The 12,120-nt window shown below is 28.7% G+C and carries 12 protein-coding genes; 4 read left to right on the top strand and 8 right to left on the bottom strand.

Annotated features, from left to right (window positions below):
- Positions 1-58: 58 nt before the first annotated feature.
- Together METOK_RS03425 and pyrB are read right to left on the bottom strand one after the other, a co-directional pair.
- Complete coding sequence (locus tag METOK_RS03425; protein ID WP_013866841.1) at positions 59-457, bottom strand: 30S ribosomal protein S8e; 399 nt, start codon at positions 455-457, stop codon at positions 59-61.
- A 255-nt stretch (positions 458-712) separates the two neighbouring features.
- Positions 713-1,618, bottom strand: a complete 906-nt coding sequence (gene pyrB / locus METOK_RS03420; protein WP_048058022.1) for an aspartate carbamoyltransferase — start codon at positions 1,616-1,618, stop codon at positions 713-715.
- Between the two features lie 147 nt (positions 1,619-1,765).
- Here pyrB and METOK_RS03415 point away from each other — a divergent pair, with 147 nt between their 5' ends.
- Both METOK_RS03415 and METOK_RS03410 read left to right on the top strand, forming a co-directional pair.
- The gene (locus tag METOK_RS03415; RefSeq protein ID WP_013866839.1) at positions 1,766-2,125 is read left to right on the top strand and encodes a DUF2304 domain-containing protein; all 360 of its coding nucleotides are present in this window, start codon (positions 1,766-1,768) and stop codon (positions 2,123-2,125) included.
- A 21-nt stretch (positions 2,126-2,146) separates the two neighbouring features.
- On the top strand, positions 2,147-2,341 hold the full coding sequence (locus METOK_RS03410) for a hypothetical protein (protein WP_013866838.1): 195 nt from the start codon (positions 2,147-2,149) through the stop codon (positions 2,339-2,341).
- Positions 2,342-2,411: 70 nt separating this feature from the next.
- On the opposite strand, the gene cobM is transcribed toward METOK_RS03410, so the two are convergent.
- The 4 genes from cobM to METOK_RS03390 all read right to left on the bottom strand — a co-directional run bounded on the left by cobM (position 2,412) and on the right by METOK_RS03390 (position 6,944).
- Complete coding sequence (gene cobM / locus METOK_RS03405; RefSeq protein WP_013866837.1) at positions 2,412-3,185, bottom strand: precorrin-4 C(11)-methyltransferase; 774 nt, start codon at positions 3,183-3,185, stop codon at positions 2,412-2,414.
- A 97-nt stretch (positions 3,186-3,282) separates the two neighbouring features.
- The gene (locus METOK_RS03400; protein WP_232210842.1) at positions 3,283-4,593 is read right to left on the bottom strand and encodes a phosphoadenosine phosphosulfate reductase domain-containing protein; all 1,311 of its coding nucleotides are present in this window, start codon (positions 4,591-4,593) and stop codon (positions 3,283-3,285) included.
- A 93-nt stretch (positions 4,594-4,686) separates the two neighbouring features.
- A complete protein-coding gene (recJ, locus tag METOK_RS03395) occupies positions 4,687-6,102 on the bottom strand; it encodes a single-stranded-DNA-specific exonuclease RecJ (RefSeq protein ID WP_048057863.1) in 1,416 nt (471 codons plus the stop codon).
- Between the two features lie 107 nt (positions 6,103-6,209).
- Positions 6,210-6,944 (bottom strand): acyl-CoA dehydratase activase, encoded by a 735-nt coding sequence (locus METOK_RS03390; protein ID WP_013866834.1) that lies wholly within the window; start codon positions 6,942-6,944, stop codon positions 6,210-6,212.
- Between the two features lie 291 nt (positions 6,945-7,235).
- Here METOK_RS03390 and METOK_RS03385 point away from each other — a divergent pair, with 291 nt between their 5' ends.
- On the top strand, positions 7,236-8,450 hold the full coding sequence (locus METOK_RS03385; protein ID WP_013866833.1) for a cation diffusion facilitator family transporter: 1,215 nt from the start codon (positions 7,236-7,238) through the stop codon (positions 8,448-8,450).
- Between the two features lie 103 nt (positions 8,451-8,553).
- Here METOK_RS03385 and METOK_RS03380 read toward each other — a convergent pair whose 3' ends face one another.
- On the bottom strand, positions 8,554-9,387 hold the full coding sequence (locus METOK_RS03380) for a F420-dependent methylenetetrahydromethanopterin dehydrogenase (RefSeq protein ID WP_013866832.1): 834 nt from the start codon (positions 9,385-9,387) through the stop codon (positions 8,554-8,556).
- Positions 9,388-9,657: 270 nt separating this feature from the next.
- Positions 9,658-10,854 carry a methanogenesis marker 16 metalloprotein gene (locus METOK_RS03375; protein ID WP_013866831.1) on the bottom strand — a complete coding sequence of 399 codons (1,197 nt, stop codon included), beginning with the start codon at positions 10,852-10,854 and terminating at the stop codon, positions 9,658-9,660.
- A 214-nt stretch (positions 10,855-11,068) separates the two neighbouring features.
- On the opposite strand from METOK_RS03375, the gene asd reads away from it, so the two are divergent.
- Positions 11,069-12,115: an aspartate-semialdehyde dehydrogenase gene (gene asd / locus METOK_RS03370; RefSeq protein ID WP_013866830.1), complete on the top strand. Its 1,047-nt coding sequence runs from the start codon at positions 11,069-11,071 to the stop codon at positions 12,113-12,115.
- Positions 12,116-12,120 lie beyond the last annotated feature (5 nt).

The raw sequence follows: 12,120 nt of genomic DNA, 5'->3' as shown, positions 1-12,120 counted from the left end.
TTTTTCTTTTTAGTTATTTTACTAATTATATTTTTATATTTTATTTTTTTAGTTATTATTATTTTACTTCTTCTTCTGTAATTAAAACAGCATTAACTACACCATCTTGACCAGGTCTTGATGTAACTTTTGCCTTACCAATTTCTGTTTCAATAATGGCTCCTTTTGTAATAATATTTCTTCTAATGTAGTGTTTATTTGCATCATTTCCAACTACATTTGATATACTAACCTTTTTACAGGCATTGCTTTTGGGGTCTATTACATTGGCATAGTTTGTTTTTAACAATTTAACTTTTTTATTTCCACCAGCAACTCTTACTATTTTTGTTTTTATTTCATCAGTTAAGTGAGTTTCTGCTGGTTCTCTTCCCATCTCTTTTTTATGTTTTTTAACAACCAATCTGTATTTACCGCCAGTAGGTTTTCTTTTACTTTTTCCTTGCCAAATTCCCATTTTATCACCAATTAATCATTTTTATATTTTTTTTATATATTTTTATATATTATTATAATTTTTTTAATAATTCCTTATATTTTAATTAAATAAAATCGATAATTAAGAAAAAGCGAGAGACCATGCGAGCATTTATTTAATATCATTAATGGTATAAAAAATTAACTATTTTATGAAAATATTATTATTTATATTTTGATTATTTTATTATTCTATATATTATTTTTAATTTTTTATATATTTTAATTTTACATTTTATTTTTCCAAAAGCATCTTTAATATTGCCATTCTAACAGGAACACCATAAAAAGATTGCTTAAAATATTTAGCCTGCGGGAGCTCATCCACATTTGAATCTATTTCATCAACTCTTGGGAGGGGATGCATAACAATTAAATTTTTATTATATATGAGCTCTCTTGTAAGTTTGTATATTCCCTTTACCTTTTGATATTCATTTAAATCTGGAAACCTTTCCTTTTGAATTCTTGTCATATATACAACATCAATACCTGTTAAGTCTATATTGGATTTTTCAGAATATTTAATATTTTCTTTTTTATTCAAATCTTCAATTATTTCTCTTGGTATTTTAAGTTCTTCTGGTGAAATGAATACTATTTCTACATCATCAAATAAGGACAGGGCATAGCATAAAGAATGAACTGTTCTTCCATATTTTAAATCCCCAACAAATGCAATCTTTATTCCGTCTATCTTTCCTATTTCTCTTTTTATGGTATATAAATCAAGCAATGTTTGCGTGGGGTGTTGGTTTGAACCATCTCCTGCATTTATTACAGGAATTGTTGCATATTCACTTGCTAATCTTGCAGAACCTTCTGATGGGTGTCTTATGGCTATTATATCGGCATATCCACTAATAACCCGTATTGTATCCGCCAAACTTTCTCCTTTCATAACAGAGGTATTTTTTATATCTGTAAATCCTATCACATTTCCCCCAAGTCTCTTCATAGCAGTTTCAAAGGATAACCTTGTTCGTGTGGATGGTTCGTAAAATAATGTAGCAAGTATTTTTCCATTCAAAATATCTATTACTTTTTTGGATTTTAATAATTCTTCCATTTTTTCCGATTCATCCAATATCTTTAAAATTTCTTTTTTTCCTATATCTTTTATAGATATCAAATGCTTCATCTTCATTAAATCACCAAAATAATATATATTAAATGATTATTAAATAATTAATATAAATTATATCATACTTTTATTTATATTTCAATATTCTAATGTTTTATATTAATTTATATTAATTTATGTGATTATATAACAGAGGGGTGAAATATGCATTTAATTCAGATACTTGCTATTATATTTGCAATCTTTGCAATATCTCGGGTAGTATTACAGGTAAAATCAAATAGCATGAGCAGAGATTCTGCTCTATTTTGGATATTTGTTTGGATAACCGTTATTTTAGCAGTGGTTTTTCCGAATACTTTGGGATATTTGGCAACCTTAACTGGTGTTGGAAGGGGTGTAGATGTTCTTATATATTTTGCAATAATAGTATTATTTTATTTGATATATAGAATATATGTTAAGATGGAAAATATTGAAAGGGAAATAACAACAGTTGTAAGAGAAGTTGCAATAATAGAGCGGGAGAAAAAAGAAAAAGAAGGAAAAAATAAAATAAAATAAAAAAATAAGTAAGGTGAAATTATGAATATGGATGAAAAAAATAATATACTGATGGAAATAGGCCCTTATGTTTCGGATATAGAATTTTTAAAAGAATTACTGAATAATTCCAATGATATAGAAGATTTAAAGAATAAATTAAAAGAATTACTCGAAATAGAAAAGGATATTATAAAAAGAACAGATATAAAAATAATACTGGATAAATTAAAATAAAAAATTCTTTTTCTGTTATGGAAGATATATAAAAATTATATAAAAAATATAAAAAAGGAATAAAAAATAATTAATCGTTAGTTTTAATCTTTCTATACTCAGTTTCAAAATTTTTGTCGTATAATTTAGAATATTCATAATATTTTGGGTTTAAAACATCCCCCACAATAATCAGTGCAGTTTTTTTAATACCCTCGTCTTTAACTTTATTAGATATATCTTTTAAAGTGCCTCTGATGATTTTTTCGTCTTTCCAAGATGCATGATAAACCACAGCTACGGCGGTGTTATCGTTATAACCTCCTTCAATCAAATCATTTACAACTTTATCAATCATACCCGCCCCCAAATATATTGCCATAGTAGCTTGGTGTTTTGCTAAATCCTTTATTTTTTCTTTTTTGGGTTTTGGTGTTCTTCCCTCAGGTCTTGTAATTATTATAGTCTGAGAAACTTCTGGAAGGGTTAATTCTGTTTTTAATGAACTGGTAGCTGCAAATAAGGAGGTAACCCCTGGAATAATATCAACATCAATATTGTATTTTTTTAGTTCATCAATTTGTTCTTTTATTGCCCCATATATAGATGGGTCACCTGTATGCACCCTTACAACATTTAGCCCATTTTCTACACCATCAACAATTACCTTTATAATTTCCCCCAAATCCATTGTAGCACTGTTGTATATCTTTGCATTTTTTTTGTTGTAGTTTAAAACTTCCCTATTAACAAGAGAACCGGCATAAATTAGTATATCTGCATTTTCTATTGCTTTTTTTCCTTTTAAGGTTATTAGTTCAGGGTCTCCGGGACCTGCTCCAACAATGGTTATTTTTTTATCCACAACATCACCAGCTATTATTTTATTAACTATTATTAAATAATACTTTTTATTATATTTTATTAATTAATATTATTTATTACTAATTTTTATATTTTTATTATAATATGGTATTATATTTTAAATTTCTCTTAATTTCCCTCATCTTTGGGGGGAGCTCATCCCATCTCCAAAATCCTCTCAATATCTCATCCTCTGAATAATATTTTTTTAAATAATTAACCCATTTTTTCCATAGGTTGGGGTAGAGCTCCTTCACTCTTAAAAATTCGCTGTTAAGTGCAGAAGGGCACATATAGCATCCTATCCTTTCAAATCCTTTATCATACATCGGATTGTAAAGAACATCATTTAAATAAATATAACTCCACACATCGATGGCATTCCAATCAAGTATTGGAAATACATTTGTTTGAAACTCTATAAATCCACTTTTTCTAACATAATCCAAGTTTGCCCGTGCAAAGCTTTCGAATTTTCTCGAACCATCGATTGTTAGTATTTTTTTATTTGGATAATGTTCTATAAAGAAATTTTTCAATGGCATCAACTTACAAACACTGTTGCACCATCTATTATCTTTTGTAGGAATGCCTTCTTTATCCAGTTCATCCAAGAAGTAATCGCCGTTTATTGTGTGTAAATTCAAGTCGTATTTTTTTGCAAAATCTTTAACATATCTTATGGTTTCAGGATATTCCAAACCTGTATCGATAAATAAAACATCTATATCTTCTATTATTTCTTTTGCCAAAAGCGTAGAAACTGCACTGTCCTTTCCTCCACTAAATGACACATTTATTACATATCCTTTATTTTTGTATTTGTTGATGTATTTTTTAAGAATGTTTTTTGATGTATTTACTAAATAATCTATTCTTTTTTTATTTTCATCTAAATAATCGTTTATTTTTTTAATATTAATTTCTTCTTTTTTCCTTTTTAAATCTTTTAATTTTATCCGATTATCTCTTTTTATTCCAACTCCTAAAAATTCCTCCATTTCTATACCAACAAAGTAATCCACACTTTTTATTATGTCGTTATATTCTTCAATATTTTTAATATATTCCTCTTTTAAGTATTTACCCTTCAATCTCCTTTTTGTAGGTTTTAGAATTATTTTCTTTTCATTCACTAACTGATAATAATAAGGATATGGAGTGAATTTCCAATTTAATTCAATTAAGTCAAATTCAAGAATTCCAATTTGTGTTTTGTCCAAATAAACCTTTTTTCTATAATCGTCTCCCGCAAGTTTTTCAAGTAGTATTAAATCATCATAGGCAAAATTTAATCCCGTTAATTTATTAATTATATCGATTTCGTATTTTGATGCAAATTTGGTATCCTCTTTGAATGTATTTTTAAATTTATTATAATTATTTATATTATCCATAAAATCATCCATAACATCACTTTTTTAAATATATTATTATTTTAATCTTATTTTATAATATCCGATAATGTCTTTTATTGTTTTATATTTCTCTTTATCTTCATTTTATAATTTATTTTCAAGATATTTTATAAAATCCCTTTTTTCTGGGATATATGCACCGCAGGCAAATTTATGTCCTCCACCACTTCCTCCAACTTTTTTAGATGCATAGCTTATGGCATCGGCAAGGTTTATATCCTCAGCAAAGGATAAAAGCTTTGGACATCTGGCAGATACTTTATAGCCATTATCCAGTTCTCCTAATGCAAATATGGGTTTTTTCCAATCTACATCCTCTATTGAATAACTCATACCTGCCACAATACCTATTATATTACCTTCTATTGCACCGTTTTTAACTTCAAAATATTGAAATTTATCTCTTTGTATTATTTCAACATTATCTTTAATATATTGGAGAGATTTTGAAAGGTTTCTTTTATGGGCATTTAATCGGGATTTCATCTTATCGTAATATTTATCTCTATCTCCTTTTAAAACTTTGAGTGGGGTTTCGTAGTCTTCATATCGAGAACAGGCATTTATGCAGGTTGAAAATTCCTCTAAATTTCTAAATGGTGTTTTTATTTCTTCTTTTTTAAATTCATAACTTTCCCCAAATATTACCTTTGGAAGAAATCTTGCCCAATTTGGTGGGACATATCTATTGCATTTACTTAAAAATTCGCTTCCAAGAATTCTCTTTTCATCAAAAGACAACTCACATAAATTTTCCTTTGGTATTATATCTAAATCATGTTTTTTATTTATTTGATTTATAAAATTTATAATTCTTGAATCGTTGTTCATTAAATCGGTTCTTACATCTGTAAAATACTTAATAGATGCAAAAATAGGTTTTGTATGTTTTCCGTAAAATTGAAGGTCTGGAAATGCTACAACCTCCCCCGATTTTACCGCATCATTTAATATACTCCTATTTAATCCTATAAGTTTTCCCTCCAAATTTTGAATGTCTCCAACTGCACCGAGAACGGCATATTTAGCCAAGTCTATATTTCTTGGATTGCACATTTTAGCAAATAAATAGGATACTCCAGCACCACAGATTTCTTTTCCTCCGTCGATATTGTTATTCCAAGGATTTACATTTATTATATTTTTAGGAATATTTATATTTGCAGGTATGTGGTGGTCTAATATAATTATATTTTTATCCGTTTTATCCAATAAGTTATATTCTTCCATTTTTCCTTTTATAAGGTCAAGTTGCCCGCTTCCTAAATCTCCAAAAATTATTAAATCGTAGTCCTTAAATGGAATATCCTCGATGGAATTAGTGCCAATACCTTTTAAAAATCTAAATTCTGCCTCTATGTTTAATCTATTTAGGAGCTCCTCCAAAATTACCCTCGTAGTGATGCCATCCGTATCTATATGTGTATATATTAATATATTATTTTTTCTGTTTTTTCGAAGGGTTTTAACAGCTCTCTTTAAATTGGGCATATATTCCATTTTAACACCAAAAAAGTAAAGTATGAATTAAATAAAGCATATAAAATTACTTCAATAGCATTAATAATATATTATAATAAGATATAAAGTTTTGGATTTTATATTTTTTAAACCATTAAACTGGCACCAACGCAACAAACTATTTGAGGCTCTTTTGGGACTAATAATTTTTTATTTAATCTTTTTTCTAAGGATTCAATCAATACGCTATTTTTTGCAACACCGCCACTAAATACGATATTATTTAGCTTTAATTTATTAACCATTGGGACAATCCTATTTGAAATACTCTCATAAACGCCCATTAATATATCTTCCTTTGGAGTTTTTTTAGATAAAAGGGATATTATTTCACTTTCTGCAAATACTGCACACATTGAAGATATTTTTGCTATATTATCCGATTTATAGTTATTTAAATCATCGTCTATTTTTAAAATATCTATGCATTTTTCTAAGAATTTTCCAGTGCCTGCTGCACATTTGTCGGATAGTATAAAATCTAAAACATCTCCTTTATCATTTATTTTCAATACCTTGCTGTCTTGACCGCCAATATCTATCACTCCACGAGCTCCTTCAAAAAAATAGTGAGCTCCTTTTCCAAGTGCTATGACTTCTGGAACTACTTTATCTACAAAGGATAATTTATGTCTGCCATAACCTGTTGCTACCATTTTGTCTATATTGTAGTTTTTCTCGAATTCTTTAACTATATTTAATATATCTTCCTCTTCAATAACCACACCTACATTTTTTATTACATAATCCTGTATATTATGTTTATCATCCATTATAACCATTTTTGTTGTAGTAGAACCAATATCTATGCTCAAAATCATATTATCACCATAATAAGTCTATCTTATTATATTTAATGTAATATATAGCTATAATAACTCTATAATTAATTGTAAAGTAAATAGGTTAGAATTAATTAAAATTTAAAATAAATTAAGTAAATTAATTAAATTAAAATTAAAAACTAAATAATAGCGACATATAATAGCAAAATATTGATAAATTATTTTAATGTAAAATTATGTAATTATTAATGTAAAATTGATTAAATCATTATTTTTAATATAGTATTATTTAATAGTTATTATTAGATTCTCTAATATAGTGAAAAAATGAATATTGAAAAAGGAAAGAATGTCATGGTTGTTAGTGCCATATTGACATTATTGGTTGCAGTGTTGAAAGGTATTGTGGGGTATATTTCAGGAAGTGTAGCCCTTACAGCTGATGCTTTGCATTCATTGTCTGATGTGTTAGGACCTATTGCAGTATATTTTGGATTAAAACTTGCTCAAAAAGAGCCGAATACTAAATTTCCATATGGATATAGTAGGGCAGAATCTCTTGCATCTCTCGCAGTATCATTTATCATTTTTATAACGGGGATTGAAATATTAAAACAATCTATCGAGAAATTTGATAATCCTACGCCAATACACCACCACTTTGCAGCAATTTTTGTAATGGTAGTTTCCCTTGTAATTACTTATTATTTATATTGGTATAAGGCCAAGGTTGGAAAGGAAATAGGCTCCGATGCAATGATTGGGGAGGGAGCTCACTCGCTGGTAGATTTCTATACTACAATTGCAGTGTTATTTGCAGTGATAGGCTCTTATTTTGGATATTATATTGTAGAACCAATCGTTGGGGGAATAATAAGCTTAATTGTAATTATTTTAGGGTTAAAAATGATTAAAAAAGATATATACATGTTAATGGATTATTGTGATGAGGAAACAGCTGAGAAAATAAAAAATATAACATTAAGTGTAAGGGGAGTTGAAGGAGCTCACCATTTAAAGGCTAGAAAATCTGGACCCTATTTATTTTGTGATATACATATTGAGGTAGATGAAAATTTACCGTTTAAATCTGCCCATAAAATTTCAGAAGAGGTTGTTGATAAAATAAAAGAAAATATAAAAAATATATCTGATATAACCGTTCATATCGACCCTGTAAAAAAGAGATATATTAAAGTAGCAATTCCAACTGATGAGATAAATGGAAATATAATGGATTTTGGGATAGCACCTTGGTTTTCTGTTGCAAAATATTTTGTATTTACAAATATCGACACTTATAAACAAATTATAAACAATATTGAAATTAAAGAAAACCCTGCAAAAAACTTGAATAAGAAAAGAGGTATAAAAATTACGGATTTCTTAATTAACAACGGCGTCGATGGTGTTATTGTTAAGGCTATTGGGGCAGGAACATACAATGCTCTTGGAAATAATTATATCAAAATAATTAAAACAGATAAAAACACTATAAAGGAAGCTATCGAGGAGTTTATAAGTATTTTAAAATCCGATTAAACTAAAAATTATAAATTAAAATGAAAATAGAATTAAAAAATAAAAAATAAATAAAAATAATATAAAAAATTAGAAAAATGGGATAAATAGAATAATAATTATTTTATTCGGGTTTTTCCATTAATTTTGTTTTGTTTAATCTTTTACCATCTGCTGCATGTGGTTTTCTGCTTACGGTATCCATAGCTTTTTCTAATTCTCTTGCTTCATCTACCAATTTAGCAGCGTATCTTATTAATTCATGTGATGCTGCTACCATAGGTATATAATTTTCCATGCCTTTTGTCATGAAGCATGCTTTAACATCTATATCAGCAACCTTTTCAGCCATTGCAAATGCTGCCATTGCTTTGGATTTTGCGTATGGATTTGAGAAATTAGCAGCTTCTACTGCTTTTTTATCTGTAACTACTATTTGTGGCAATTCTGGTTTGTTTCCAGCCTCTATCGCTTCAATCATATCATCTATTGCATTCTGAACAACTCTTAATGCACCTGTTCCAGCAAGCACTCTTAATACATCAGCGTTAAACATAGCCATTTCAACAGGGTCTAAAAACTGCCTTCTTGCTCCAATCATTGGGTCGCATTTTATTAATATATAGCCCAGTCCTTCTTCAGTCATTTTATCTTTTTCCCTAATTCCAGGAGCATCTCCAACAATTACAGAAGGAATACCTGATTTACTTAAAATCTCTCTTGCTTTTTTTGGACCTGGTGCTGTTGGGTTTGGTCCGATATATATTACAAAATCAGGTTTTATTTCTTCTACCATTTTTGTAGTTACTTCTTCTACCTGTTCAGGTCCCATTTTTGCCCCACTACCTAAAACTCTAACATCTATATTTCCTCTATCTGCCCTTTCATCCAATGCCAAATCAATTACTGGGGACATTCCAATATTTCCACATTTTATAATTCCTATTTTTACAACCATTTTACCACCGATGTTATTAGTTATTATTTAACTACTTATAATCATTTTATTTAATGATATTATATTTAAGAATTACTATTTTAAATTATTATTACAGATATTAGTTAATTTAGTAATATGTTAATACTAAAATATATGCATATATCATACTAATTATAAATATATCACACAAATAATAATACAATACTATTACAAAAATAATAAATAATAAGATAAAAAATATATGAAATAAATAAATTAAACAGAAATAAAAAATGATTATAGATTAAATTATAATTTAAATTCTCCTTTTTCTATCCTTCTTTTTAAATCCTTAGCAAGTTTTAGAGCTCGCTCTCTATCTGACTGTCTGCATGTAAGGGGGATGTTTAATATACTGTTTCTCTTCATCTGGTATATTCCATAAGGACATGCCTCTACACAAACCCCGCATCCAAAGCAGTTTTCATTTGGAAGACGCCTTCCACCTAAATGTGGAATTCTTTTTATTGCCTTTGTAGGGCATAACTGCTCTGCAATACATGTATCGCAGTTTCTACAACGATAGATATTAACGTTAGGTCTCAACTCTGCATCTTTCCATACCTCTGAATATCTTCCAGTTCCCACAGGAGCTCTGCCGATTATGTTTGTTAATGGGAGCTCTATATCTTCGTCAAGTGTTTTTAAATATTCTTTGTTTTTTTCATTTACTTCCACTGGAATAGCTATGGTGTTAAATACTTCCACACCCGCAGATGTAATAAACCCTCCTAAGTAATATGCATCCATATTATGCATATCTGCTGATATCATTATATTTGGTTTATTTTGAGAATGTCTTGTGCCGTATCCAAGTATGATTCCTTCTGCACCGTTTAATAAAACTTTTTTTCCAAACAGTTCTTTTTCATCACATTTCATATTTTGAAGAGGATTTATTTCTCCACAACCTGAAAATGATGCTTCTCCTTTTTTTAACCTTCTTCTATGAAATATGGTTTTTATAGATTCATCACTTAAATTTGTAATGGCAACATAATTTTTAAATGCCATTCTTGTGCCTATCATTTTTGCCGTTGGCATATCATCCAATGATAATGTTTTTTTGTAAGTTTTTCCTTCACTTTCTACAACAATTTCTATATCTTTTCCAGATACTAAATCTTTAAATAAGAATCCTCCTCCATATTCGCCAGTATAGTTTGTTCCATAAACTACTGCATCGACACTTCCCAAATATTCATTTGGACAAGGTCCCACATAACCTTCTATACCGTTTAAATATATCTTTTCAGCCTTCCTAAAAGTTCCGCTATCTGCAACAGGAATATGAAAAACAGCCATAGTTCCAGACATTATTCCACATGTTGCGGTAGTTACTATATCTATTTCATCTATTTTGTCTTCTTCATTATTTCTAATCATTTTTTTTAATTCATTTGCAGTAATTACCACTTTATCATTATTGTCCTTACCTATATCCATTATAACACCTAAATCCACATGTTTTATATTGTTATAATTTTATATTGTCAGTGCATAAATTAGTTAAATATAAATTTAATTTTAAATTAAAATAATATTAAATATATATAAGAAAAATCCTTATATTATAAACTATACTAAATCATGTTAATCTTTGATATGAGTCCTTATAACATTAATATACATATTATTATAACATATAATCGGTGAAAAAATGAATATAAAGGTAGGTATTTTAGGAGCAACAGGTAATGTTGGGCAGAGATTTATTCAAATGCTTGAAAATCATCCAATATTTGATTTAGAAGTTTTAGCGGCATCTCATAGAAGTGCAGGAAAAAAATATGCCGAAGCTTGTTATTGGTATCAGTCAGAACCAATTCCAGAAGAGTTAGCAAATAAAATTGTAGTTCCAACAGATGCAAACCACAAGGCATTTGAAGATGTAGATATTGTATTTTCAGCATTACCCTCAGATTTGGCAAAAAAATTGGAGCCAGAATTTGCAAAAGCTGGAAAACTTGTTTTCTCAAATGCCTCGGCTATGAGAATGGAAAAGGATGTTCCACTTGTTATTCCAGAGGTAAATCCTGAACATTTTGAAATGATTGATGTTCAGAGAGAAAACAGAAATTGGGATGGTGCAATAATTACAAACCCGAACTGTTCCACAATAGGGGCAGTAATCACATTAAAGCCAATAATGGATGAATTTGGGATTGATTTGGTAAATATTACCACAATGCAGGCAATCAGTGGAGCAGGTTATAATGGAGTTCCATCCATGGCAATACTGGATAATGTAATTCCATATATTGGAAATGAAGAAGAGAAAATGCAAACTGAAAGTTTAAAATTACTTGGTAAATTTGAAAACAATAATTTTGTAAATGGGGATTTTAAAATTGGAGTTTCATGCAATAGGGTTCCTGTAATTGACGGACATACTGAAAGTATATTTGTTAAGACCAGAGAGGAAGCAGAACCCGAAGAAATTAAAAATGTTATGGATAAATTTGACCCTTTAAAAGAATATAACCTTCCAACTTATGCAAAACCTATTGTTATTAGGGATGAGCTCGACAGACCTCAACCAAGATTGGACAGAAATACAGGAAAAGGTATGTCCATATCTGTTGGAAGAATTAGAAAAGACCCAATATTTACAGTTAAATATACTGCTCTTGAACACAACACCATTAGAGGAGCTGCTGGTGCAAGTGTTTTAAATGCTGAGTTTTATGTTAAGAAATATTTATAATATTT

The organism is Methanothermococcus okinawensis IH1 (assembly GCF_000179575.2).
GTDB lineage: Archaea > AGJL01 > Methanococci > Methanococcales > Methanococcaceae > Methanofervidicoccus > Methanofervidicoccus okinawensis.
The sequence above is the reverse complement of the archived record's forward strand: the minus strand, read 5'-3'. Positions and strand labels throughout refer to the sequence as shown.

Bases quoted from the DNA above. Each gene is read 5' to 3' on its own strand.
- METOK_RS03425 (WP_013866841.1), bottom strand. From the start codon at position 457: ATGGGAATTTGGCAAGGAAAAAGTAAAAGAAAACCTACTGGCGGTAAA.
- pyrB (WP_048058022.1), bottom strand. From the start codon at position 1,618: ATGAAGCATTTGATATCTATAAAAGATATAGGAAAAAAAGAAATTTTA.
- METOK_RS03415 (WP_013866839.1), top strand. From the start codon at position 1,766: ATGCATTTAATTCAGATACTTGCTATTATATTTGCAATCTTTGCAATA.
- METOK_RS03410 (WP_013866838.1), top strand. From the start codon at position 2,147: ATGAATATGGATGAAAAAAATAATATACTGATGGAAATAGGCCCTTAT.
- METOK_RS03400 (WP_232210842.1), bottom strand. From the start codon at position 4,593: ATGGATGATTTTATGGATAATATAAATAATTATAATAAATTTAAAAAT.
- recJ (WP_048057863.1), bottom strand. From the start codon at position 6,102: ATGGAATATATGCCCAATTTAAAGAGAGCTGTTAAAACCCTTCGAAAA.
- METOK_RS03390 (WP_013866834.1), bottom strand. From the start codon at position 6,944: ATGATTTTGAGCATAGATATTGGTTCTACTACAACAAAAATGGTTATA.
- METOK_RS03385 (WP_013866833.1), top strand. From the start codon at position 7,236: ATGAATATTGAAAAAGGAAAGAATGTCATGGTTGTTAGTGCCATATTG.
- METOK_RS03380 (WP_013866832.1), bottom strand. From the start codon at position 9,387: ATGGTTGTAAAAATAGGAATTATAAAATGTGGAAATATTGGAATGTCC.
- METOK_RS03375 (WP_013866831.1), bottom strand. From the start codon at position 10,854: ATGGATATAGGTAAGGACAATAATGATAAAGTGGTAATTACTGCAAAT.
- asd (WP_013866830.1), top strand. From the start codon at position 11,069: ATGAATATAAAGGTAGGTATTTTAGGAGCAACAGGTAATGTTGGGCAG.